Raw genomic sequence first — 25801 nt, 5'->3', positions numbered from 1 at the left:
GCTGCTACCCAGTTAATCGCCCGACATCGATCAGTGGGTATCTGCGCCCCATAACCAGTTCCAGATGCCTGGCAACTCAACCGCTTCTGAACTGTCACGGACAGTACGCGCCATGGCCGCCCGTTGCAGCGCTGCCGTATCGTCGTAAAACGCTTTCTTCGCCGTGACCAGACCGGCTGCACTGGCACTGTCGAGGAGGATTTGCAGGTATTCCCGGGTATGCCGGGCGGTGTAGCGATTCAGGTCGTGAAAGGTCACTACCACCGGAATCACTCCGTCCACCGTCGGCAACTCGCCGAGGGCAATGCGCTCGCGGACTTCGGACAGTTGCCGCAGCATATTGGCCCGCCGACGGGGGCTGGCGTTGAAGCCCCAGATCTTGCCGTCATTGGCGCTCAGGTCGGTCAACAATACGTGCATGCCATGTTGTTGATAGGCCGCAAAGGTGCGCTTGTCGTAGTTCCAGAATGGCGGACGCACCAGGGTCGGCGTGGTTTTGCTGATCGCGGTGATGTCTGCGCTGCCATCCGTGAGCGACTGCTCCAGCTCTTCCGGGTCCAGAGAACGATGGTTGGTGTGTCGGCGCGTGGCGGTGTGGAAGCCCAGCAGGTGACCTTCGGCGTGTTCGCGACGCATGATCTGTCGACCCGCTTCACTGCCGCCGGCGCGTGAGTCACGGGTCTGCACGAAGAACACCGCTTTAATGTCGGGTTGCAGCGGATTGCGCGCGAGGCTGTCGAGCACGGTGATGGTCGGGTTGTAAAAACCCGACGCGCTCGGCCCGTCGTCGAAGGTCAGCAGAAAGCGGATCGGCGCTTGCGCGCGCAGACCCTGTTGCGTCTGCGGCGTCATTTCAATGGGCGCGGCAATGCAGCCCAGCAAGCCGACTGCGATGGCGAACGCGGAGAAAACCTTGACCAGCTGCTTCATGTTTTGCCTTGGACCAGACCTTGCGGTCATCACGTTTAATGGCAAAAACCCCTCGCCCATTCATCCCTCGACCGGCCCGCAAATCGCTGCAAGCCGAGGTTGGATAAGGGTACACAGTGTTTGGTTCCGGCGCCCGCTCCCGGACTCGCGTTATGCCTGCGATTTTCGGTTATTGCGCCAGCGCCTGTTGGAACGAGCTGTCGATGATCGGTGCCGTCGCCAAGGCCGCCGGCAATGCCTTGACCTTGAACAGGAAGTCCGCGGTGCTTTGCAGATCCGCCGCGGCCTGCTGATCCACCGGGCCGACAGTCATGTGCGCCTGGCGCAGCCAATGGCGTGACACGTTCTGATCAAGGTTGGCCTTTTTCGCCCAGAGATCGGCGTACTCGTCAGTGTGGGTGTCGACCCAGGCCCGGGCCTTTTTCAGGCGCACCAGGAAGTCGGCAATGGCTTCGCGTTTACTGTCGATCGAAGGCGTCGAAGCGGCGATGGCGCTCAGGCCGGGCATCAGGTTTTTGGCAGTAAGAATCGGCCGGGCGCCGGAGAACAGAATCTGCTGGGAAATGTAGGGTTCCCAGACCGGAAACGCGTCGATGCTGCCTTGGGGTAACGCGGCAGCGGCGTCGATTGGCATCAGTTTGATGAAGTCGACGTAGTTGTCCGGCAAATCGGCTTGTTCCAGGGCGCGAAGGGTCAGCTGCTGGCTCCAGGCGCCGGGCCAGTAAGCGACTTTCTTGCCCTTTAGATCGGCGATGGTTTTGACCGGCGAGTCCTTGGGCACCAACAAGGCGATGGTGTCCGGGTTCTGCCGCGACACGCCGATCAGCTTGACCGGTGCCTGTTTGGCGGCCAGAGACAGAAACCCCGAATCACCGAGAAAACCCAGGTCCAACGCGCCGGTATTCAGCGCTTCGGCCAGCGGCGCAGCGGCCTGGAAGTGCTTCCAGTCAACAGTATAGGGCGCTCCTTGCAGCACACCTGAAGCCTCCACCGAGGCGCGAATGTTGTAGTAGTTCTGATCGCCGACGTGCAACACCACGGGCTCGGCACCGTAGCTCAAAGGCGCGGCAAACAGCGCGCAGCCCAACAGACCGCGCAAGTATCGGGACAGGTTCATCAGGGGCTCCTGGAGGGCTATTTTTATAGACCATAACGCTCTTACATGGATAATTTAAATTCTATTTATGCATAAGCTCATGACCGGGAACAGTGAGTGTTTACCCAGTAACAGTGGCTCAACAGACTGCATTTCCCGGTACATTTCTCTGTCTGCGGCGGCACATTGTCTTATTTGTGGTTGCACAGGCATTGGAAACTAAAAAGCCCCGCTATCTATGGCGGGGCTTTTGGCAGGTGCAGATCTGTCAGGGCTTCAGCGGGCGCTCCTGGTCGCGGTCCGACAGTTCTTTACCGTCGTCGGGATGCTTCCAGTCAGGCGTCGAACGCCTCTGCCGCTCGAGCTCTTCCTCCGTCGGCTCATCGATGTCCTCATCCGGGTCCGGACGCTTTGGTTCAGTGGCCATGTCCACCTCCATTCCTCAAGGGATCAGTCATCTTCCTTAAGCGTAGAACAGTTTCTCCGGGGACGACTCAGAGCCACCACCGCAGCAAAAAGAAGAAACCCATGCTCAACAACATGCTGAGCAAGGTGTTGCGGGTGTAAAGCACCAGGCCCACGGCCACCAGCGAACTGATCAGGTACGGGTTGTCCCACTGCAGGTTCAACTGCTTGTCGGGCATGAACACGATCGGCCCGCAGATCGCCGTGAGCATGCCCGGCACCGCGAAACCGAGGAACTGCCGGGCATTGCTGCTCAAGCGCACCGGCAGCCGAGGCTCGAGAAATACGTAGCGGTTCAGGAACACCAGCAGGCCCATCCCGATAATCACAGCCCAGACCATCATGCGCGCCCCACATAGAGTTTGTTGCAGATAAAGCCTGCGGTCATGCCCGCCAACCCCGACAACACCAGGGCCGAGCCCCATTGCCAATAGCTGAACAGCACCGAACAGAACAGTGAGACCGCCACGCAGACCACCGTCGGAACATTGCGCACCACTGGCGTGATCAAGGCGATAAAGGTCGCCGCGATGGAAAAGTCCAGCCCCAGGTGTTCAAGGCCCGGAATGCTGCTGCCCAGCACAATGCCCGCCAGGGTGAAGAGGTTCCACGCGATGTAAAACGTCAGGCCCACACCCAGGGCATACCAACGATTGAACTGCTGTTTGTCATGCTGACTGGTCAGGGCGAACAACTCGTCGGTGAGCAAAAAGCCCAGCCCCACACGCCAGCGACCCGGCAACGGGGAAATCACCGAACGCATGCTCATCCCGTAAAGCAAGTGCTGGGAGGTCAGCAACAGCGTGGTCAACAGAATCGAAAAGACCCCGGCACCGCCCTTGAGCATGCCGATGGCAACCAATTGAGCCGCGCCGGCAAACACGATGCTCGACAGCCCTTGGCCTTGCAGCGGTGTGAGGTTGGCTTCGATGGCCATGGAACCGGCCAGCAACCCCCAAGGCGCGGTCGCCAGGGACAACGGCATGATGGCCGCGGCACCGCGAAGGAATGCACTGCGCGGCATGAGTGAGTTCGACATAACGCTCTACAACCAGGGAAAGACTCCAGACTGTGCCAGCAGTCACGGCCCATGGCTTGAACTATCTTGCGCACTTTTGGCGATTATCCGGCGCGAGTACCATGGAGCGATTCACATAACGCGTCAGGGAATCGACATGCTTTACCGAATCGCCGCCGACGGGCTGGTCCTGTCTCACTTGTTGTTCATTCTGTTCGTGCTGTTCGGCGGGCTGCTGGTGCTCAAATGGCACCACCTGGCCTGGTGGCACTTGCCCGCCGCCGCGTGGGGCGTGATCGTGGAAGTTTTCCACCTGACGTGCCCACTGACCGATTGGGAAAACCTCATGCGCCACGCGGCCGGGCAAACCGGTTATGGCGGCGGTTTTATTGAACATTACGTGTGGCCGATTATTTATCCGGCCGGGCTGACCCCCACGATTCAGCTAGGGTTGGGCAGCGTGGTGCTGGCGATCAACGTGCTGATCTACCTGCGGCTGATCCGCTTATGGAAGCTGCGACATCCGACTCATTCAGGGCAATAACCGCTCTGGTTGAGTTCAGTTGGCAATGACGCTCATGTTCCGACCACTGGCCTTGGCCACATACAGCGCTTTGTCTGCGGCGCCGATCAAATCTTCGGGCTGGCTCTGCGCCGTCTGGTTGTAGGCACAGACCCCCAGGCTGACCGTGACGAGGCCTTCGGGGCTGCCGCTATGCTTGATGTCGATTTGCTGAACCGCGCGACGGATCTTTTCCGCCACCAGAAACGCCCCCACATAATCGGTGCCGGGCAGCACCACCGTAAACTCCTCACCACCGAATCGGGCAGCAAGATCGCCGGGGCGCTGGATGTTGTCGGTGATGATGGTGCTGATCTTGCGCAAACACTCATCGCCTGCCAAATGACCGTAGTGATCATTGAAACTCTTGAAATGATCGACATCGATCATCAGCAACGCAAGGCTGGTGTGGGTACGCCTGGCACGGCCCATTTCCGCCAGGATGAACAGGTCGAATTGACGCCGGTTGGAAAGGCCGGTCAGTGCATCCTCCAGAGCCAGCAACTTGAGGCTATGGTTGACCTCAATGAGTTTTTCCTGAGCCTCCAGCAATTCGTTCTGAATATTATTCTGCTGCTTCATGACGCGGATCAGGCGATAGCCGAGAACGCTCACAAACCCCAGCAGCAATGAGACGATCCCCGCACTGAGCATTGACTCCTGCACCCAGCTGGCCAGGACTTCTTTTTTGTCGAGCGCGGCAAAAACGATGAGCGGATAACCCTCCACCCGCCGAAACCCCACCACCCGCTCCACCCCGTCCACGTAGGATCTGACGATTGCCGTACCGGAATCGCCCTTGGGCAACAGTTGGGTAAACAGCGGCCCCTTGGCGACGCTGGTGCCGATATCGGTTTCCTTGAACGGGCGGCGAACGACGATGGTGGCGTCGTCGGCGATCAAATTGACCACCCCGTTAGTGCCCAGGTCGATGCTGTTGTACAGGTCCAGGAAATGGTTGAGATAGATCGAAGCCACCACCACGCCGGCAAACCGGCCATCGGCGTGATTGATCCGGCGTGACACGGTCATGATCCACTCACCGGTCGAGCGACTTTTTATCGCCGGACCGATATGAGGACCGCGGTCGGGATGATCACGGTGGTAGATGAAATATTCACGGTCGGAATTATTGGCATTGGGCGGTATGACGTTAATGGCGTTGGCGAGCCAGCGTCCTTCTTCGTCGAATACGAATAACCCATGGATCTGCGCCAGCTCACTGCGCTGGGCGTGGAGCAAACGTTGCAGTCTGGGCATTTTCGCCGGTTCCATGCCGTCGATTTCGAGGCGATCCACCAAGGAAAACAGCAGCGTGTCGGCCTGCTTGATCGATGCCTGCGCCTGCGAGGCCAGGGTTTGCGCCAGGTTGGACATCTCCACTTCGCTGCCGCGCAAGTGGTACTGGCGCGCATTCCAGCCTTCACCGATCACAATGGCCGTCATGGACAGGCACACCGCAACGAGCAGGGAGACTGCGTATCGAACCTTGAGTCTCGACTCAACCTGCCCGGGTAACCAAGGCGTGGCGAGTCGGGTGCTTTCGATACGATCTTTGACGGACGGATGCCCCATGACGCTCCCTTAATCCCTTATGACATGGCGAATTTTCCCGTTCGCCCTTTTAGCGCCAGCCAGCCGTGGCTGGCGCTCAGACCACTATGACTCATCAACGAATACGATAGGTGATTTGCGCGAAAATGCTCATCGCCAACAAGCGCAAGGCTACATCTGCGCCTGTTTCACCGCCTCAAGCCAGGCCGGATTCAATTGCGTCTGTTCGGTCTCGATACCCAGCGCTTCCATCCGCGCCTTGTGCTGGTCCATTTCACGGGTCAGCTGGCTATGGTCGCTGGAGTTGCCGTCCAACTGGTGCATCTGGCTCAACCCCAGGTGATAAAAACGCAGCAGCTTCATGGCGCTCGGATCGCCCTTCTCCACTGCCGCCGTGACCTGGTGCATGACGTTGGTGATGCTCATCAGGCTGCGCTTGAGCTGCCAACCGTAGACCGCTGGCGCCATCCATTCCTGGGTCCAGAACTTGCCGCGCATCAGCGCCGCCATCAGCAACAATGCAGCAAACACCCCGCCCACGTTGAAACGCAGATTGTCGCCGCCGGGCTCACCGAACAGCGCCACCGCCGCCGTGGACAGCACCATCGCCAGCGCCAGGAACATCAGGGCGATGATCACCGTGCTGCGCCGCGTCTGGCGTCGATAGGTTTGGGCATTCATCGGCTGGATTTCGAACATCGCGACGGGGTTCCTTACGTCAATGGAAAAGGCTCTGTGGCAAAAAGACTGCGGGGCATTATCGCCTCTGCGAGGGATTTAGCTATGCTGGGGCTCCTTTTCATCTTTCCATCGTCAAACGGGGAACATGGCGATACAGCGCAGTTCGTGCCATCTTCTCCATGGATACACTATTCGGATGCCATGCGCCTGCCGGCGGGTGACATCGTTTTAAGGATCATTGAATGACCCAACGACATGTAATCAACGCCTCGGTCAGCCCTAAAGGCAGCCTGGAAACACTGTCCCAACGTGAAGTACAGCAACTGAGCGAAGCCGGAACCGGCCTCACCTACACCCTTTTCCGCCAGTGCGCCCTGGCCATCCTCAATACCGGCGCCCACGTCGATAACGCCAAGACCATTCTGGAAGCCTACAAAGACTTCGAAATCCGCATTCACCAGCAAGACCGCGGCGTACGCCTGGAACTGCTGAACGCCCCGGCCGACGCGTTCGTCGATGGCGAAATGATCGCCAGCACCCGTGAAATGCTCTTCAGCGCCCTGCGCGACATCGTCTACACCGAAAACGAACTCGATGCCTTGAGCATCGACCTGAGCACCTCCCAGGGTATCAGCGACTACGTCTTCCACCTGCTGCGCAACGCCCGCACCCTGCGCCCCGGTGTCGAACCGAAAATCGTGGTGTGCTGGGGCGGCCACTCGATCAACACCGAAGAATACAAATACACCAAGAAAGTCGGCCACGAGCTCGGCCTGCGCAGCCTGGACATCTGCACCGGTTGCGGCCCGGGCGTGATGAAAGGCCCGATGAAAGGCGCGACCATCGCCCACGCCAAGCAGCGCATCCACGGCGGCCGTTACCTCGGTTTGACTGAACCCGGGATCATCGCCGCCGAAGCGCCGAACCCGATCGTCAACGAACTGGTGATCCTGCCGGACATCGAAAAACGTCTGGAAGCCTTCGTCCGCGTCGGTCACGGCATCATCATTTTCCCGGGCGGCGCGGGCACAGCCGAAGAATTCCTGTACCTGCTCGGCATCCTGATGCATCCGGACAATGAAAACCTGCCCTTCCCCGTGATCCTCACCGGACCGAAAAGCGCCGCGCCGTATCTGGAGCAGTTGCACGCCTTCGTCGGTGCCACCCTCGGTGAAGCCGCGCAACAGCACTACGAGATCATCATCGACGACCCGGTTGAAGTGGCGCGGCAGATGACTCAGGGCCTCAAAGAGGTCAAACAGTTCCGCCGCGAGCGCAACGACGCGTTCCATTTCAACTGGCTGCTGAAGATCGACGAAGGCTTCCAGCGCCCGTTCGACCCGACCCATGCCAACATGGCCAACCTGCAACTGAGCCGCAACCTGCCGTCCCACGAACTGGCCGCCAACCTGCGCCGCGCGTTCTCGGGCATCGTCGCCGGCAACGTCAAGGACAAGGGCATTCGCCTGATCGAAGAACACGGGCCGTACCAGATTCGTGGCGATGCTGCCGTCATGCAGCCGCTGGACAAACTGCTCAAAGCCTTCGTCGCCCAGCACCGGATGAAACTGCCGGGCGGCGCGGAATATGTGCCGTGTTATCAGGTGGTGGCGTAACAATATTGATGTGAGCTTTAACACCCCCCCTGTGGGAGCGGGCTTGCTCGCGAAGGCGGCGTAACAGTCGACATCTCTGTTGAATGTTAAGCAGCTTTCGCGAGCAAGCCCGCTCCCACACTTTGACAAGAAACCCCGCGTGATGCGGGGTTTTGATCGTTCCCACGCTCTGCGTGGGAATGCCTCAACGGACGCTCTGCGTTCGGCTCTGGAAGGGACGCGGAGCGTCCCGGGCTGCATTCCCACGCAGAGCATGGGAACGATCATCCTCGCTAACCTCGTGGATCGAGGTTATCCAGCACCCGGTTCACCGCCAGCTCTCCGAGCATGACCACCGATTGAATCCCCAACATCATGTTGCGATGTGGCATGTCCATCAACCCGGCGAACTCACTGAGCATCATGCTCGCTGACGCCAGGGATTCGCAGGCGTTGACCAGCAGGGTTTCGTTATCGACCTCAGTGCCGACATGGTAAATGGTGCTAGGTTTGCGCTTGGTGTCTTTGGGGATGGGGGGCTTGAGATAGTGATCGAGGGCGCGATCGGCGGCTTCGTTGAGCTTTTTCGAATCGAGGGATTCGTAGGGGGATGTTGGATCGGTTTCCGGTGGATTGGGTGTGGCTTTGAACATAGTGATGCTCCTTGATTAGTGGAGCCGCCACGGTTCGCTGCGAAACGAAGATAGGTGGCAGCTGTACGCAGGTTCGCAGACCGGGAATCAAGGAACCCGGCAGACCCGAAGATCTCCCGCGCACAGCCGCCATAACGCAATTCAGCGAACGAAAAACGTCATCTGAAAAGGAACGGTGGCGCTGTGCGCCTTGATTGACCCGGGCTGCGAAACCCGATCGCTGATTCGTCAGCGACCCGGAAACGATAGAGCCCGGCCTCAAGGCGCACAAGCCGGCGGATTCTGGCGTAGTCGTAGGCAACGGCGCAAGGATGTGTAGCCTGGGTGAGTGTCTGGAAGTGTCGTTTAAACATCGCCTGTTTATTGGTCTGACTATGGGTTTTGTGCTGGATGGGCCGGCCCCTTCGCGAGCAAGCCCGCTCCCACAGGGGATTTTCGGTGAACACATTATTTGTGTACGCCCGAGATCCAATGTGGGAGCGGGCTTGCTCGCGAAGAGGCCCGAAAAAACACCCTCCAACTTTCGGTCAAATCACCGGATAGACGGAAAACAGCAGTAGGGACAGACGACGTTTTTGCTTATCCATCAAAAATGAATCGGTCTGCCCCCCACCCTACGACCAGGCTTACCTGGCTGGTGCGAATCTCGCCGGCCATGGCGTTGCGAATGCTGTCTGTTTTCAGTTACTCGGGTGGACGCTCTGACAAACTGTTTAAAAAATCTGAAAAAGATGGCGCAACATCAGATAACTCCAGATCGCCACCAGGCGTGGCCTCGTGATGCCACATTACGACGGGAGGACTATCGGATAGTAAATTTTCACGGTAGTCAAAACACAGCGCATCCCCATTCCCTAAAACTGAGAAAATAATCAAATCCTGTACAAAATCCTCTGGCGGATATTGATACTTTATTTCCATGGTTTCGAATGACCCTTCAATCTTACCAAAAGGTAAAAACATGCCTGGACTGCATGTAACCTCTTGCCTCAGGAGTCGATTATAAAACTTGAAGGCGGGTTTATTCACAACAAAAGCGCCATTGAACTCTAAAGCAATTTTTTTGTACTCGGCAGGTAAAACCTTACCCGTCAGCGCCTCAAAAGCCCGTATTTCTGCAGAATTTCCATAACCATAATACGAATCAAAACTTACACCCGAGAACATGTTATTCCCCCTTACTCATCGATTTCCACCCGACATGCCGAGCACCGTTATGGACGGCTTCGGGAACTAATTGCATCCTACCGGTATCCTGATGATGAAAAAAAATAGAGGACAGACCACGTTTTTGCTTACCCATCAAAAAATAATCGTGGTCTGTTCCCTATTCCCATCACAGGCCCAAGGTCATACAACACAAAGCGATTTCAGATTAGGGCTCTAACAAAACCAAAAGCACAGCTTCAAAAATACTAGATCCGTCATCAACGGCTGATGATGCCTCATATATTGCTTCCGCCGCTGACATAAACGAATTTTCTCCACCAGCCAAAGACAACGCCGATACAGCTCGCGCCTGACTAAATAGCTGAAGAGCATTCACATCTAAATTTTGCTCATCATCCAACCCATCTTGCAATTCAAAGTATTGCTCATCCAGTTTTGCAGCCAAATTTTCTAACGCAGATATCTGCCCAATTGTAAATTTTTCCCCGCGACGTAGTTGCTCAAGGGAGTCAACAACAAGAGGCATATCTACTGCCTGAAAAGCAAGTTCACAAGCAACCCTAACTGCGCTTCGCTGCTGTTTTTGGCTAGCTGCTTTCAGCCTTTCTACAAGACCTTTCTCAACCGTTTCTAAACGCATAGTCATCGCTTAACCTTTGGCCAAAAAATAAGGGGACAGATTTATTTTCTGACCACTACGCCCGAAGCAAACAAATATATCCGCCCCCTTTTCCCATCCCCTTTTCCCAATACCAACGACAGGGAACTCCCCTACTGTAGCTTCTCCACACCAAGCCATTTGCAGAATGTTTCATACACAAAATCGTATGCTTGCTCCTCTGCATCAAGCATCGCAAGCTCAGCAGGTTTGTCACGCTCTACATAATAAACCTTCCACTTGTCATTCTGTGCAACGACGCACGCACAATCGCCGTGTCGGATTACCCCCAAAGAATAGCTATTCGCATCAACGCCGATAGCAGAAAGATCAGATAGCAACTGTTCTTTTTTCATTTTGAGAGATCCTTTAAAAAAGGAAGATAAGGGACAGACCACGTTGCCTACCTATCGTAGTCTCTCCCCTATTCCCTCACTAGTTTCTTTTCGACTTCTTGCGTCAAGAAGCGTGGAACAGGTGTATCCGCATAGCACTGAGCCATTGCAAAGGGATCAACAACCTGGGTTATCACCCCCTCATACGAAAAGTCTCCAACTACATATCTGGTAAATGTCGGTGACGATGGATCTTTGTCGACCAACCAGCGACCGTCATAAAGAGAGATGAGGTACTCCCCGATGTAATACCCTATACGGGTAATGAACCAGGCCCTATTTTCCTCACCAACAACAGTATTCTTAAAGCCGCCGTCCATCATGGACAAAAACTTCTCAGGCTGGATTAGTATTTTGTGCGGCTCATCAAACCCCAAATTTTTACAAAACTCATGAAGCACCGGCATGCGTTCTGATTTAAATGAATCAAATCCAGAAATCCGTCGTGCAAGTAGCATTTCAGGCGTTTCGCCAGCATTAGCCATCACTCACTCCAATAACCACTTAAATAAGGGGCAGATTTATTTTCTGACCACTATGCCCGAAACAAACAAATAAATCCGTCCCCTTTTCCTTGGTGGGATCGGTCGGACTGCCACCAAATTTCACTGGATTAGTTTCATGCACATCCACTGGCTGACCGACAAGCCCTTGGTCTCGGCGGATGTTGCTGTTGGCTTTGTTAGCGGCATTTCTGGCAGCATTATATTCCGCCCCTTCCAGTAATCTGAATGGCCCTTGCGGCTTCGGTACGCCCACAGGGTAGCCTGCCCAATCTGAAATGAAAAACAAGGGGACAAATTTATTTTCTGACCACTACTCCCGAAGCAAACAAATAAATCCGTCCCCTTTTCCTGTCCTATTCCCTACTCCCCCAAAACTACAGTTCAATAAAACTAAAAGTCTGACGAAACGCTTGCTCTGTCATGGGGGCTGCCTCTAATTTTTCCAAAGCCTCCTCTAGAGACAAAGGCATATCGTAAGGCTTCATCCCGCGACGAACAGCTATGCCATACAACGCATACTCCTCATCATCACTATGTTCCCAATAAGGTACCCTACCGATAATCTGATAGATTTTAAAAATTTCATCATCAAACTCCATTAGGTCATACAGAAAATATGGCGCGTTTTCTAAGGTGGCATTCTGAACGCACCAGATTTGGAACTCAGTTTTACTGATAGCCTCACAAAATAGACAGGCAAGTACGAACCCCATCAACTCGTCGTTATAGCGCTCAAAATTCAACATAATTACATTCTTCCTCCCATAGCTTCGCCACCGATATGTCCTGTCTTTTTATGTACCATCTCAGGAATCAATTGCATTCGGCCGTTATCCTGATGTTGATGCCATGTGTAACCATCAATTTTCCTAGCGCCCATTTCAATCTGCTGCAACTGTTGAGCGGAAAAACTGGATTTTTTCACTTGCCCCTGTTGAATCGCCTGAAATAAATCCTTCGTTGCAAGTTTCATTTGCTGTCTATAACTTGCCGCTTTAAATAAATCATTTGAAATCGTCGTGTCAAATGTAGCGACATCATAAAAAATGGGGAATCCTCTATTATCAAAAACGACTCCAGTTACTGGATGGCGCTGCCCAGCCAGATGGACGTTTCTTCCGTCAATTGGTGGAACTGTTGATGAGATAACATTGTCGCGACCATAAGTAGTTTCAAGATCAACTCTTACCGTTCGGGGATTATATGGAGCGTCCGAGCCGCTGCCTTTTACTCCCGCAACCCCTCTGAGTAGTTTTTCCTCTTCACGAAATCAAAGCTCACGGTGCTATTAGTCTTTGAGCTGTACACATGAATGAGATAGTAATTGCCTCGAACAGTTGAACCGGGGGATTACTGGGGATTACTGGGCTCACTAATGTAGCGCTCTCTAAGGTTTCTTTAACTGTTGCCTTAGCCTGCTCTACACCAGGCCTACTTGCTTCATAGGGTAAGCGACCCTTACCAATTTTTGCCCCCAGCCTTTTATTGAGGTTAGTAGATTGTGATGCAAAGAAGTCATCTACCTCTCCAAAACCTGGAACCTTCTGACTACCTTTTGCACCACTTCACCCCGGCAACAGGGCGCTGTTTCTCGCTAATTCATGCACTAAAAAGCTTCCACAGTATCGCGTAAGGCAGCTCATCATCAACAATATCAGGCAAGCGAAAATAATAAACAGCCGATGAGCTTTCTAAGCTCTTATGAACAAATGCGCCATCAGACATCACGCGATAAGAGGCGTACTCCATAAACTTGTCAGAACCAAGAGAACTAAGAGCATTTTTTATCTGACCATAGGCCCCACCCGCCCCCGTTGGAAGCAATTCGGGCGGCGGCGGGCGTACAGACATGTCATCATTTTCAACATCCCTGTAGTAGGCTCTCCGAAATGCAGGTTCACTGCAGGCCCAGTAGAGGGATAGCAAACGAAGTTTTTCCTTTCCCTCATCTAAAAAAGCATCAGCTAAAAAATACTGATCGTCTGAAATTTTATATGCACCATCTTCCATGACGAGAACGCGTTGCTCTCGTACATCGACGGCGTCCCCAACCTTTAACTTGCACAGCGACGACCATTCTTGCATCTTAAATACCTCAAACCTATTGTGGCCATTTGAATATTCGACCTTCGACCCTGCCAGCCTTAAGCGCGTTCTCTGCGGCTATTTTTGCCTGCCCCTCCGGCATATTTTTAACGGAGTTTATGATCTCTGATTGCCAAGCCTGTAACTTTGAATCTGACAAGGAGGTCGGATAGCTTCCGCCAGGAGCACGATATTTGGCGTCCCAGACGATTACAGATCGCGATGATGGATCATACGTAATGTAATCTGCACCTGGTAGTGACGCTTTTCCAGGTCCGGAAATAGGTGTTTGCCCTGACTCAATAGCCTGATTCCAGCCACGAGCCTCCCCAATTGCGCCGTTTAACTCAGAATATGGGCTGCGTCCGTTATTAACTTTTGCAAGGACTTCTGGTTCGGCTTGATTTATTACTTTGGGACTCGCCTCCAAAACATTCCTTTCAACCAGCGTATCCGCCTCTGAGTCAGTCAGCGCACTGGTTGCATTTGGATTTTTAGAGACAGTCCCTTTTGCACCCCCAACCCTCGCCTCAGCCGCCACCAACTCCGCCAGATTACCCCCAGCCTTCGGCCTCAGTCCACCCTCGGCGGTTTCGTAATAAAAGCCCCCATCAGCGCCAACGACTTCAGTATTACCGGTCTTGGCATCAACGACCCGACGATAACCCGCTGGAAGTGAGGCAAGCTCGGCACTATCAACCGCTCTGCCTGCCGCCCCCAACTTCGCCAGCGTCTTAACCCGGTTCACCGGAAGGAAGTTCAACGCAAACTCAACATCACTTTGCGCCCGGATCGCGGCGCTGGCGGCGGTGTTGCCCTGCATGTCGTAGAGGCTCGCCAACGCCATTTTGGTTTGGCTGGCCTCGACGCTGCTCATCAAAGAGTCGACCGGGTGCTTGGTCAGCCCTACCAGGCCATTGGCGATTTGTTCGCTGCCTTGCGCCGGATTGCTCAGCAAAGCCCATGCCGAACCCGCTGCCTCCGACAATGCCTTCCCCGCACCTTGGGTGCTGCCGGTTACCGTTCCCCAATCCGTCAGGCCCGGGCCGACCGCCAGGTTCTTGCGGTAGTAATTGGCGTATTCATAACTGAGATCGCCTGTGTATAGCCCTTGCAGGTTGATGGCATTGATTGTGTTGTCCGCGTACTGCGCCGCATGGGTGCTGCTGTAGTTGGCGATCAACGCGGCGGTTTCGGTGGGGGTGTAGGTTTTCGCGGGACCGATTGCCGGAATATCCGTCGCTGCTGCGGGCGCGTACGTGGCGCCCAGCGGTGAAAGCGCGATGCCCAAGTGTTTGACCGTCAGGGCATCGGGCGCCGCACCTTGGCCACTCAGCACACCGTTCCAGTCTTTGTCGGTGTAATAAACCAGCGCTTTGGCCAAGCGACTTTCAGCTTCTTCAGGGCTGAGTTTGGCTTCCTTCGCCAGACTGTCCGCCTGTTTCTTCAGAAGCGGAATTTCGTCTGGATGAAGTTGGCGGTTGTACTGATCGGCCATCAGCGAAACCCAGGCCGCTTTCTCAACGTCTTTACCAGCAAGACCGGCGGCGGTCAGGCCGACGATTTGTGCGGCGGCCTCGCGATATTCCGGCTGCGTTTTGAAGACATCATTCAAGGCGCCAGCCATGGCCTGGCTGGCACCGGCGGCCACCGCACCGGTCGCGAAGTCGCCGCCGGTGGCCGAGGACATCGCGCCGCCCATCATGGCGTGCAGCGCGGTTCGTCCGGCGCCACCCTCGGCCCACAGCGCCATGCCGACCGAGTCTTTATCGGCCGCTGCCTTGAGGTACTCTTTCTGAGCGAAGCTGCCGACCTGGCTGAACCCCACAGCCGCGGCAACGGTCCCGGCCTGGGCCACGAGTTCATCGACCAGGTTGTCGCCCAAGCTGCCGCCGTTGACTGCGGTTTTGACCACGCCCGAGGTAACGCCTTGTGCACCGGCATGCACGGCAAAACCGCCCACACCCTCAAGGGTGGATAAGTCAAAGCCCTTGGTGATGCCGTTGTAAGGCTTGGTTGTCCCGCCCAATTTCGGGTCGATCACGCCGGTGGTAAACCCGGCGACCATCCCGGAAATGGCGGCGTTTTTCAGGCTGTCGCTGCTGAAAGTGTCTTTAACAGCCGCGCCCAGATTACCCTTGTTGTTGATGACGCTAACGGCACCCGTGCTGGCCATGGACGTCATCGCCGCCGTGGCCATGACGTTGCCCCAACCAGCCCCGACATAGGTCGCCCCGGCGGCCACTGCCTCGGCAGTCGTCGCCGCCGCCATGGCGGAGGCGGTGCCGGCCTGAGCCCCGGCCGCCGCGCCAGCCAGACCACTGGCCGCACCTGCGGTGAGGATCGTCACGATGATGATGATCGCCAGCATCGCGCCCTGGCCCAGGCTGGAGTGGCTGTACTTGAAGGAATCATGCACCTCCTTCACTTGGCGCCAGTCCACATCCCCGCGTTTTTCAGCTTCCTTGACCCAGGCCAGTTGCGGGTCGGCCTTGACCATCGCATCGATGGTCTGGCTGACGGTGTTTTGATTGATCTGTTTGATGTCGATTTTCAGCCCATCGACAGCCCGAATGGCCAACGAGCCTTGGGCAATCAGCGTGCTCTGACGCAACGTTTCATCGGTATTGCCCTTGCCCTTGGAGCTGGTCCAGGCCAGGTCGCTCTTGCTCTTGGTGTGGCTTTCGTCGTGGTAGTCCTTGACCCCCTCAAAGGCGATTGCACCGCCACTTTCAAGAATCAGGTCTTTGCCACTGTTGAGCTTGGCGACCTGGTAGCGCTGATCGCCGGCACTGGCGAGGGTGAGGCGGCCGCCGGTGTTGATCTCGGTACCGACGTGGGTGATCTGAGTGACTTCATCGCGCTGGGCCTTCTTGGCGCCCCAATTACCCTTCTCCTTCATGTCATACAGCGTATGCATACTGTTCTGCGCGGCCAGCAGGCTCAGCTTGTTGCCGCTGTACAGATACGCTTCATTGCCGGCGCTGATCTTGCTGGCGATGAGGTTGATGTCGCGGGCGGCCTGGGCGTTGAAGTTGTTGCCCGCGCTCAGGACGCTGGCGGCCTGGGTGGTGCGGTCGTTTTCTTCGGTGATGCGTTTTTTGCCGTCCTTGGTTTTGCTGGCGACGTTGTGGATGTCGTCGGCAGAGGTCACGTTGAAGTCCTGGCCGGCCTTGACGGTCAGGTTGTTCCCGGCCTTGACCTGGCTGGCAATGACATTGACGTCGCGGCCCGCGTCCACGGTCAGGTTGCCGCCGACAGTAACGGTCGCGGCGAGGTTCTTCACGTCAGTGGTGATGCTCGACTTGTGGCCGCCGTCGCTGAATTCGTGTTTCTCGCTGGTATCGGTTTTGGCCGCCAGGTTGATGTCCTGGCCTGCCGTCAGGGTCGCGTTGCCGCCACTGCTCAAGGCGCCGTGGTTGGTCAGGTCGCGGCCGGCCGCAACGGCCAGGTTTTCCCGGGCGCTGATGCTGCTGCCCGCGTCGGTCAGGGTGCGCATGCCGGACCCGTCACGAACCTGAATCGCGGTGCGGTCGTTGATGATGTCGCCCTTGAGCGCGACAAGGCTGACCTGGCTGGCGCGGATCTCGCCGGCCATGGCGTTGCGAATGCTGTCTTGCGCCAGTATTTGCAGGTCGTTGCCAGCCTCGACCAGACCGCCCTGGTAGACGCTGCCAGCACTTTGGACGTTGAGGTTGTTGCTGGCGCGCAGCGTGCCGACGTTGACCAGATCGCCGCCGGTGAACAGGTTCAAGTCCCGGCCCTGGATTAGGCTGCTGCCGCGTACGTTGCGGTTATCCGCCTGGGCCAGGTACAGCACCGGCACGAGGACTTTTTGCCCGTCGACGATGCGGTTTTCCATCCAGACAATGTCATGGGTCAGCGCGCTGACCTGCTCGCCCGTCAACGAGACGCCAAGGCTCAGGCGCAGTGCGTCTTTGCTGGCGAGGGCGTTATCCATCAGGTAGCGGTATTGCTCGTAATCGCTGGTCAAACCGCCGGCGAGAAACCGCTGGCCGGTTTTCGCCAGCACCGCATCGCGAATCAGGCGCTGCTCGTAAAGGCCATCGCCAAGTCGACGCCAAGTGCTGTCGGCGTTGACGTTCAACAGTTTGAGCAGGTAGTCCGAACCAAAGAACTGCGACAGGTTCGTGAGGTTCGGGTTGGTCTCGATCAGGTAGCGGCTTGTCGGGTCGGGGTTCTTGATGAACAACCCGTAATCGCCCTTGGGCGTTTGGAAATTCGGCCCGGCCGTCGGGTCCACGGAGGTGAAAGGTAGCCCGCTGTAATCCACCGGTTTGAAGACGGTCTGTACGCTGCCATCCGCCGCGATACGCTCGATGGGTTGCACAACGGCAGGCGTCACGGCGGCGGCACTGGTCGCCTGCGGGTTGAGGTTGATATTGACCTCGCCAACCTTGACGCCGGTCTGGTCGTCGCCCAACGTACCGGTCAGTTGTTCGAGCGTGTTCTGGTGCAGCGTTCCGTTTTGCACGGTACGCGTGACGCTGAGGTTGACGGTGGCGCCGGCCTGAATCGTGGCGGCGTAGGTCGGCTCAGGGTTGTCGGTCCAGACGGTGACGTTGCTGCGCTCCTGGAAGCGGCTGTCGCTGGAACGCGATTTCAGCAGTTCGAAGCGGGCGTCGTCGTAGTTACCGGCGGCAACGGCCGCGTTGAAGGCCGGGACGTCGACGTACTCCATCTGATCCCAATAACCGGTGGAAATGCGCCTCGGTGTACGGATCACGATGGTGTTCTGCCCGGTGCGAGTGGACGCGCCCTGGTTGAGCAGGTCATCGGCAATGATGGTCAGGTTGTTGTTGGCGGCCAGCAGGCTGTAGCGGTTCTGCACGCTTGAGGCCTGGATGTTGAGGTCTTTGCCTGCAACCAGGCGCGCCGAAGCAGAGTCTTTGATGGCGCGCTCGATGAACGTTTGGCCAATGGTGATCCAGCCGCGTTTGAAGGAGTCATGTCCGCCACAGTGTTGGCTGCACGCCCACTTCAAGGTGCCGCTCACCCGTTGTTGTTCCAGCTCGAATTCGGCCTTGGCGTTTTCCAGCGAGACGGCGTGAAGGCTGATGTTGCCTTGGCTTTCGACGGTCCCGGAGAGGTTTCTGAAGCTTTGCGCGGCGGCGCCGTCGATGCCGGCGAAGCTTAGATTGCCGGCGCTATAGAGGTCGCCATACCAGTTGAGCAGGCTACTGGCGCGCAAGGTCATGTCGCCGCCGCTGAACAGCAATGTATCGGCGCCGTTGGTGATGCCGCCGGTGGCGGTGAGGTTGACTTTGCCTTGGGCACCCAGTGTGCCGTGGTTGTCGATTTGCGCCGCGTCGATGCGCAGGTTCTGGCGGGCAGTCAGGTAGCCGAGGTTATCCAGCGTACCGCTCAGGTTGAGGCGCGTGTCGGTGCCGGCCCCCATGCGTCCGCCGTTCTGGCGGACGTCATGGGCGGTGATAGTCAGCATTTTCTGTGCGGATAACCGACCGCTGTTGTACAGATCGCCCGTAAGGTTCAGCGTGAGGTCGCCATCGCTGAGCAGCTCGCCGCCGTTGCTCAGGCTGCCAAGGTTGAGCACCAGTTCGGTGCTGCTGGCCAGGCGATCGCCGGACTGAAGCGTCAGCGAGTCGCTGGTGTAAGTCAGGGCCTCGTTGAGCTGTGCACGCCCCAGCCCATCCACCGCGCCAAAGTTCCAGTCGCCGCTGCCCAGGCCGGTGATGTCACCACCGGCACCGGTCAGGCGATCGAGGTGCAGGGTAAATAACCCGGTGTTGGCGTGTTCGAGGGTCCCGGTACGGTTATCCAGCGTGCTGGATTTGAAACTGAACGACGAGTTACCGACCTCGATGGTGCCGTTGTGGTTATTGACGGTGTCGCTGAAATCGAGCGTGCTGATGTCGTCTGTCGAGACGTTAAGAGTATTGACGTTGTTGCCCAGCGCACGGATCCGCCCGGAAGCGCTGTTGTCCAGCGTGCCGCCCTGGAGTGCAAGCCAGGTGTTCGATTCGATCAGGCCGCCCTGGTTGGTCAGTTGGTCGGCCGTCAGGTCAACGGTGTTGCCACTGAGCTGTCCACCGCTGTTGTCCAGCGTGGAGCCTTTGAACACCAGCGCGGTCTTGGCGAAGAGTTTGCCGGCGCGGCTGGTCAGTGAATCGACGGTCAACTTCAGTTCACCCGCCAGGCTGGCGATCATGCCGGCCTTGGTGCCATCGCTGCTGTTATCGAGACTGCCGGCGGTCACCTCGACGGTGTCGCCCTGGATCGTGCCGCCAAGGTTGCCGATGCTGCCCTTGCCGAGCTTCAGGCTGGCAAGCCCACCGTCGGCGAGAATAACGCCGTCGCTGTTGTCCAGTTGGTTCCCGCGGTAGGTCAACCCACCGGCCCCTGCGACCAGTTGCCCCTTCTGACCGTTGAGCAAAGTGGCCGCCTGAAGGCCCAGTTGCTGGCCGCGAATCGTGCCACCCCGGTTGTCGATCAGGCTCGCGCCGGTGACGGTGGCCGTGTTGTTACCGGCATCGATCACACCGGTCAGGTTGCTCAACAGGTTGCTGACATTCAGGACAACGTCGCCGCCATTGCTGACCAGTGCGCCCTTGCCGTTGTTGATCAGGCGTTGAGCATCGACCTGGATGGTTTTACCGAGCACTGTGCCCGCGCTGTTGTCCAGCCAGCCACCTTGCAGCAAAAGGCCGCCGTCGCTCTGAATGTGCCCCTTGTTATTGAGCAACTGCGCCTTGATGGCCGACGGATCGAAGATCAGGCTCATGCCCTGGGCGCCTGCCGCCAGCAGCCCCGCGTTGCTGTTATCGAGCCCCGAGGCGTTCAGATCAATGCGCTCGCCGACGATTTTCCCGCCGCGGTTGTCGACCTGCCCCCCCGGCGCGCGAATGCTGACCTTGGACCCCAGCACGCTGCCGAGCTGGTTATCGAGGCTCGAGGCTTTCAGATCGAGGTCACCGTTGACCGCCAGCAGCCTGCCGCCCTGGTTGATGACCTCCTGGCCCGTGACTGAAAGCTGGTTTTGCGCCTGGAGAGTGCCCGAAGTGTTATCGAACCTGCCGCGGGTGTTCACCCGCGCATTACCGGCGCTGGCAGAAAGCAGGCCGGAGCGATTATCAAGCGTGGTGGTATCGACAATAAGGCCGCCGGCGTCGATTTGCCCGCCATGGTTATCCAGCTGGCGAGCGGTGATTGTCAGGCTGCCGCCCAGCACCTGGATCAAACCTTCGCGGTTGTCCAGGCTGTCGAGTTGCAAGGACGCCGCCTGCCCCGCGCCAAAGCGGATCACCCCTGCCAGGTTGACGATGGCCGGTGTATTGATCACCAGCGACTGGTCACCGACGATTCGCGCAGCAGCGCCCTGATTGGTAACCCGGGCGCTGGTCAGATCGACCGCCGCGCCCTGAACCACGCCTTGATTGGTCAGGGTTGTGCTCGCACGGATACTCAACGAGCGACTGGCTTCAAGACTGCCGCTGTTGGTCACGGAGGGGCTGGTGATGCTCAGGTCGCCCGTGGTGTTGCGGCTGTTATCGGCCTCGATGCCCGCGGCAATCACGCCGGAGTTACTGAGTTTGTCGGCATTGATGTCGATGCGGTTGCGGGCGGCCAGACTCTGCCGGTTGACCAGCTCGCCGGGCGTACGTACATCGACGCTGCCGGCGTAAGCCTTGCCGGTCATCTCGACACTCTGCGCGTTGACCCGCAAGGCACCTTGGGCCGATGTCTGCGCCATGCTCAGATGGCCGCCGGCATCGATTTGAATATCGCCGGCACTGGCGGCCATGTTGCCCGCCAGCTTGACCCCGACGCCCTGCTCGGTGCCCACCAGTTTGATGGTGTTGGCATACATCCCGCCCAGCGCCGCCGCATCGATTGCCAGTTGAGGCTTGTCGGCATCACGGGCCGCGCGAGGGGTGGTGGCCAGGCTGTCGGCGTTGACGTTGTTGGCACCGGTAATGACATTCAATTGCCGGGCATGGATGTCTGCGTTGATCTTCGCCGAACGGGTAATCAGGTCGAATTGATCAACGTTGGCCGCATCAAGCCCCATGCCATCGATGGTGATGCTGCCGCCATCAACCTCGAAGTGATCAAGCTTGCCGCTGCCGTCGAGTACAGGCTTGCCGGTGCTGAGGGTCACGCGCGGCGTGTTGATGAAGCCGCAACCGTTACAGCTCACGCCGTAAGGGTTGGCGATGATGACCCGCGCTGACTGGCCTGCCACTTCGGTGTAGCCGTTGAGCTGGCTGGGGCTACCGCCGTTGACTTCGTTGAGAATGGTGCCGGCTGCCCGTCCACCGAGCTGGCTGTTGCCCAGGATGTGGCCGCCCAGTTGGGTGTTCTGCACTGCGTTCGTCGCGTTGTTGAGGATCACGCCCTGGCGACCGACGTTGTAATCCTTGAACTGGTTGTGCGAGAGCCCGGCACCGTTGGGCGCGGCAATATTGATCACCGGTACGCCGTTGCCGGCCTGCCCAATGCCGGTCTGGGTGTTGCCGCTGACGGCGATGCCCTCGGCCTGGGCCCAGATCGGCTGCCAGAACATGACGTTCGCCAACAGCAACGCCAGCCAGCGTTTGGGCATGCCCAGGAAGTGCGTGCGAGGGGCCACGGCAGCCGAAGGCTGGCGGGACAGAAAGGCAAGCTGGTGAACGTCCATATTCAGAATCTCGACGCGATAACAAATGAATTAAAGAAACAGATCGACCTGGAAATAGATCGGCGCCTCGCGCTCGGTGAGCACGGAGGGGCGTTCCAGCGAGTGGGCGAACGTCACGCGAGTGGCGAGGTACTTGCCACGGGCGAAGAGTTCCAGGGAGTTGCTGGACATTCGGCCATGCACTTCGCTGTTGTATCTGTCATTGCTGATCACGCCTTGGTCATAGCCGACACTGGTGCCGTACTCGCTCAGTGCCGGGCGCAGCCAATCGACCGTCACCGGGCGGGTCCAGCGCAGCTCGTTGCGCCAGTAGCCGCCGCTGTCTCCGGATAAAAACTGGTCTTTATAGCCACGCACCGATGAACTGCCACCCAGGCTGATGCGTTGCGGGCTGAACAACACGTCTTCACTGCGCTGGCCCGTGGCGAGGCTGCTGAACGTGAAGGACTCGCCCAGCCAGTTGAACGGCAACAGGTAACTGGCCGTGGCGGTGTACTTTCGATAGCGAGCGTTGGCGGTAAGATTGCCGGCATCATCACGACGCTGGTCGTTGCCTTGTGCATCCAGCGCGCCGATGCCCTGCTGCATGCCCAGGTCCAGGTTGACGAACGACTGGCCAATACGCCGGCCGTGGTTGATACCCAACTGGGCTTCGGTAATACGCTGGCTGCTGTTATCCAGGCGGCTATCTTCGATGTAGTTGTTAGTGCGCAGATGGGCGAAGCCGGCATTGATCGACGTTTTGCTCACTGCATCGCGATGGACGAGGCGCTCGGCGCGAAATTGATGATTCTCGCTGTCGCCGCTCTGGCTGAAGTTGAAACCATTGCCTTGGGCCTGGGAGCGGTATTCGCTCTGGCTGTAGGTATAACTGAAGTTCCACCAGCCCCAAGGCACGTTGTAATAGAGCATGGCGTTTTTCGAGGTTTTCTGGTGATCGCTCACCGCGTCATGGCCGCCGCGCAACATCAACTGATCGGCCAGCCCCAGCGGGCTGTCCCACTCAAAGCCTGCGCCCCACTGCTGTTCACCGGTGCTTTTCTGACCGTCGTTGTTACGCGACAGGCTGGCACGCCAAGGCTTTTGCGGGGTGTTCGTGACCAGCACGCTACTGCCGCCGACCTGAACGCCGGGGGTCAGTTCCATTTGCGCCTGGTTGGAGGGCAAGCGGTTCAACTGATCCACCAGTTGTTCTATTTCACGAAGATTGAGCAATTCGCCCGTTTTACCGGGGAAGGTCATGGACAGTTCCCGATCGGAAATATGGCTGTCGTCAGCGCCCTTCAAACCCTCAAGTTTGCCCTCGACTACAAATACACTTAAGTGGCCGCTGGAGAGGTCTTGCTGCGGCAAGTAAGCGCGGCTGGTGATCATGCCCTTGCCGATGTAATGGTCGGTGATGACCTTGAGCAATTCGTTGAGTTGCGAGACGCCCAGGCATTGACCGATATAAGGCTTGAGCAAGCGCTCGCGGTCGGCAGCGGACAGACTGTCGGCGCCCTTGAGTTCGATGTCTTTGATAGGAAAGCAACGTGTATCTACTGGGCCGGCAGGTGTTGCGGGCAATGTTGGCTTGCCCGGCAGGTCCTTGAGTTCTTCCAGTCGACGCTGCTGTTCTTCAATCAGGCGGTTCTGGCGATCGCGGATCAGGTCCTGGTCGCCCGGCGTTGGCAGGCTGGCGCCATCGGCGCTGCTCTGTGTACCCAAGCCAAGCAATAGCGCGCACAGCACCGGCCACATCCGTGGGGAGATAAGCATAACGCTCCATGTCATAAGTGCTGAGGGCGTACGTTGATGCCCGCAGGGGAAGGGTCGTGGTCACCCTGAAATTGATGCCAGAAAATGCTGGCTAAATGACGCCAGCCATCACGGACGGTAAACAGACCCCACACATTTTGAAAAATTCAGCCGACAAGGAAATTAATATCAATTGTGTCAGACCAACTGAACCACGCAGCGGGCTCGATACAGCGGCGAGAGGCTTGCCCCCGTTGGGTTGCGGCCAGCAGGGTTGCGTTATCGACCTCGGGGTCGACGTGGAAAAGAGTGTCGTTTAAACAATGCTTGTTTAGTGGCCTGAGCGTTGTAGTGACTGTACTGGCCTCTTCGCGAGCAAGCCCGCTCCCACAGGGGATCTTCGGTGAACACACTATCTGTGTACGCCTGAGATCAAATGTGGGAGCGGGCTTGCTCGCGAAGAGGCCCGAAAAGACCCCCTCCAACTGTCGGTCAATCCACCAATCGCGCCGCAAGAGACTTGGCCTGGCTCGCCACGTCGGTCACTGCCGTGCTCTCCCACCACATCCCGCGCAGCGGCGGGCCCATGGCGAACAAACGGTTGGCGACCAGCTCATCAGCGCCTAACACCGCGCCGTCATCCGCGGCGGCAATGCCCAACGCCAATGGCCCCGGCCGCACCAACCCGCGCGCCAACAGCTGCTGCGGCAATGGCCGCGCCACCCGCCGCCAGTCGTATTCGATGCCGCTGGAATTGATCAGTGCCGCGCCATGCACCACGCAGGTTTCGGCCTCACCACGGCGACGGATGCGGATACTCACCCCACCGCTCAACGAAGGCTCCAACCCTTTGAACGATGCAGCATGAATCCGCAACCGCCCTTCCCCGTGCAGCCGCGCCACCAACTCGGCACTCAACGGCGGTGAGCGATGGTGATGGCTCTCCCACCACGGCCGCACATGGCGCACGAATTGCCGGCGTTGCACGTCCGTCGCCTGGTTCCACAACCGTCCGATGTGCGCCCGCACCGTGTCGAGTGGCGCTTGCCAGTCGATGCCTTGGGCGATGGCGTCGCGGCAATGCCGACGCAGTTCGCGCATCAGCTGACGCGGTGTGCGAATGCTGTGATCCTCGGCCAAAAAATCCGCCCAGGCCGGCGGCTGCCTACGCACGTGGGGCAACAGCCCATGCCGGGAAAACACTTCGATCGGCCCGCGATGCCCGGCCTGCTCCAGCGACACGACGGCATCGACCATGGTCAGCCCGGAACCGATGATCAGCACCGTGGATTGTGGATCGAGCTGCCGCATGGAAGCCACGTCCCACGGGTCGAGGGCGGCGGCGTTCAGGCCGCTGGATTCGGTCTGTGGCGTGCGTGCGGCGGGGAACATACCGGTGGCCAGTACCGCATAGGCGCCTTGCAAGCATTGCCCATCACTCAAGGTCAATTGCACTGAATCGTCCCGGGTTTGCAGGTCCACCACTTCGGCACGCACATGTTCGACGGTCGAACCGTGGCGCTCACCCACTGCCTGCGCTTCGGCCAGACGCTGCTGCACATAGACCCCAAACAGCCCACGCGGCGGGAACAATTCACTGACTGGCACATGTTGCTGATCCGACTCCGGCCATCCACCCGCCGCGATGTGTTCGGTGAGCCATTGGGTCAAATCATCAGCGTTGTCGGGATCGACACTCATGCGCGCCGCGTTGCCGTTAAGCGTATGCCCCAGTTCGACCGCGCTATAGGCCTCGCCCCGACCGAGTTCGGCGCGGGGCTCGATCACCAGCGCCTGACGCTTGCCCGGTAAACGCAACAACTGCGCCGCCAGCATCGTGCCGCTCAGGCCACCACCGATGATCAGGATATCTGCGTGGCGGATAGGTTTGGTCGCCTGTCCGCTTGGGGTATCAGTCATGGCGTTCTCACTGGTCAGTGTTTACCTGAATAGACGTCGGGCATATCGCCCCATGCAGTCAGTCATCGGCGCTGCCGGACAGCCCAACGTAGAAGAAAACACATCAACTAAAAAATG

21 protein-coding genes are annotated in these 25801 nt (G+C 57.8%); 2 read left to right on the top strand and 19 right to left on the bottom strand.

Annotated elements, in window-relative coordinates; genetic code table 11:
• Positions 1-30: 30 nt before the first annotated feature.
• From KW837_RS04340 to KW837_RS04320, 5 genes are all read right to left on the bottom strand, one after another.
• Positions 31-930 carry a polysaccharide deacetylase family protein gene (locus KW837_RS04340; protein ID WP_218394642.1) on the bottom strand — a complete coding sequence of 300 codons (900 nt, stop codon included), beginning with the start codon at positions 928-930 and terminating at the stop codon, positions 31-33.
• A 169-nt stretch (positions 931-1099) separates the two neighbouring features.
• Positions 1100-2047, bottom strand: a complete 948-nt coding sequence (locus KW837_RS04335) for an ABC transporter substrate-binding protein (RefSeq protein WP_218394641.1) — start codon at positions 2045-2047, stop codon at positions 1100-1102.
• Between the two features lie 247 nt (positions 2048-2294).
• Positions 2295-2453, bottom strand: coding sequence for a hypothetical protein (locus KW837_RS04330; RefSeq protein ID WP_008075203.1), 159 nt, complete (start codon positions 2451-2453; stop codon positions 2295-2297).
• Between the two features lie 67 nt (positions 2454-2520).
• Positions 2521-2832 carry an AzlD domain-containing protein gene (locus tag KW837_RS04325; RefSeq protein ID WP_162830927.1) on the bottom strand — a complete coding sequence of 104 codons (312 nt, stop codon included), beginning with the start codon at positions 2830-2832 and terminating at the stop codon, positions 2521-2523.
• Positions 2832-3530: an AzlC family ABC transporter permease gene (locus KW837_RS04320; protein WP_218394640.1), complete on the bottom strand. Its 699-nt coding sequence runs from the start codon at positions 3528-3530 to the stop codon at positions 2832-2834. Before KW837_RS04320 ends, KW837_RS04325 begins: the two co-directional genes overlap by 1 nt.
• 136 nt (positions 3531-3666) lie before the next feature.
• On the opposite strand from KW837_RS04320, the gene KW837_RS04315 reads away from it, so the two are divergent.
• Positions 3667-4053, top strand: coding sequence for a DUF2784 domain-containing protein (locus tag KW837_RS04315; protein WP_052966899.1), 387 nt, complete (start codon positions 3667-3669; stop codon positions 4051-4053).
• 15 nt (positions 4054-4068) lie between these two features.
• Here KW837_RS04315 and KW837_RS04310 read toward each other — a convergent pair whose 3' ends face one another.
• The gene (locus tag KW837_RS04310; RefSeq protein ID WP_218394639.1) at positions 4069-5646 is read right to left on the bottom strand and encodes a sensor domain-containing diguanylate cyclase; all 1578 of its coding nucleotides are present in this window, start codon (positions 5644-5646) and stop codon (positions 4069-4071) included.
• Positions 5647-5796: 150 nt separating this feature from the next.
• Entirely contained in the window at positions 5797-6324 is a 528-nt protein-coding gene (locus tag KW837_RS04305) for a DUF3087 family protein (protein WP_218394638.1), read from the bottom strand.
• Between the two features lie 224 nt (positions 6325-6548).
• Between KW837_RS04305 and ppnN the strand changes: the two genes are divergently transcribed.
• Entirely contained in the window at positions 6549-7922 is a 1374-nt protein-coding gene (ppnN, locus tag KW837_RS04300) for a nucleotide 5'-monophosphate nucleosidase PpnN (protein ID WP_218394637.1), read from the top strand.
• A gap of 272 nt (positions 7923-8194) precedes the next feature.
• On the opposite strand, the gene KW837_RS04295 is transcribed toward ppnN, so the two are convergent.
• From KW837_RS04295 to KW837_RS04240, 12 genes are all read right to left on the bottom strand, one after another.
• Complete coding sequence (locus KW837_RS04295; RefSeq protein ID WP_048395046.1) at positions 8195-8554, bottom strand: DUF6124 family protein; 360 nt, start codon at positions 8552-8554, stop codon at positions 8195-8197.
• 684 nt (positions 8555-9238) lie between these two features.
• Entirely contained in the window at positions 9239-9721 is a 483-nt protein-coding gene (locus KW837_RS04290) for an SMI1/KNR4 family protein (protein ID WP_218394636.1), read from the bottom strand.
• A 1-nt stretch (position 9722) separates the two neighbouring features.
• Complete coding sequence (locus tag KW837_RS28995; RefSeq protein WP_218394635.1) at positions 9723-9857, bottom strand: HNH endonuclease; 135 nt, start codon at positions 9855-9857, stop codon at positions 9723-9725.
• A gap of 72 nt (positions 9858-9929) precedes the next feature.
• Positions 9930-10370, bottom strand: coding sequence for a hypothetical protein (locus KW837_RS04280; protein ID WP_218394634.1), 441 nt, complete (start codon positions 10368-10370; stop codon positions 9930-9932).
• A gap of 125 nt (positions 10371-10495) precedes the next feature.
• Positions 10496-10738 carry a hypothetical protein gene (locus KW837_RS04275; RefSeq protein WP_218394633.1) on the bottom strand — a complete coding sequence of 81 codons (243 nt, stop codon included), beginning with the start codon at positions 10736-10738 and terminating at the stop codon, positions 10496-10498.
• Positions 10739-10806: 68 nt separating this feature from the next.
• Positions 10807-11262, bottom strand: coding sequence for a hypothetical protein (locus KW837_RS04270; RefSeq protein WP_218394632.1), 456 nt, complete (start codon positions 11260-11262; stop codon positions 10807-10809).
• Between the two features lie 395 nt (positions 11263-11657).
• Complete coding sequence (locus KW837_RS04265) at positions 11658-12029, bottom strand: hypothetical protein (protein ID WP_218394631.1); 372 nt, start codon at positions 12027-12029, stop codon at positions 11658-11660.
• A gap of 2 nt (positions 12030-12031) precedes the next feature.
• Positions 12032-12388: an HNH endonuclease gene (locus KW837_RS04260; RefSeq protein ID WP_305729660.1), complete on the bottom strand. Its 357-nt coding sequence runs from the start codon at positions 12386-12388 to the stop codon at positions 12032-12034.
• 494 nt (positions 12389-12882) lie between these two features.
• Positions 12883-13368 carry a hypothetical protein gene (locus KW837_RS04255; protein WP_218394630.1) on the bottom strand — a complete coding sequence of 162 codons (486 nt, stop codon included), beginning with the start codon at positions 13366-13368 and terminating at the stop codon, positions 12883-12885.
• Positions 13369-13384: 16 nt separating this feature from the next.
• Positions 13385-22027: a DUF637 domain-containing protein gene (locus tag KW837_RS04250; protein ID WP_256348530.1), complete on the bottom strand. Its 8643-nt coding sequence runs from the start codon at positions 22025-22027 to the stop codon at positions 13385-13387.
• Between the two features lie 30 nt (positions 22028-22057).
• Positions 22058-23767 (bottom strand): ShlB/FhaC/HecB family hemolysin secretion/activation protein, encoded by a 1710-nt coding sequence (locus KW837_RS04245; RefSeq protein ID WP_256348596.1) that lies wholly within the window; start codon positions 23765-23767, stop codon positions 22058-22060.
• Between the two features lie 489 nt (positions 23768-24256).
• On the bottom strand, positions 24257-25684 hold the full coding sequence (locus KW837_RS04240; RefSeq protein ID WP_218394628.1) for an FAD/NAD(P)-binding protein: 1428 nt from the start codon (positions 25682-25684) through the stop codon (positions 24257-24259).
• Positions 25685-25801 lie beyond the last annotated feature (117 nt).

It is taken from the genome of Pseudomonas sp. PDM24, assembly GCF_019218905.1.
In the GTDB taxonomy this organism is placed as follows: Bacteria; Pseudomonadota; Gammaproteobacteria; order Pseudomonadales; family Pseudomonadaceae; genus Aquipseudomonas.
This window is presented reverse-complemented; position numbering and strand designations above follow the sequence as displayed.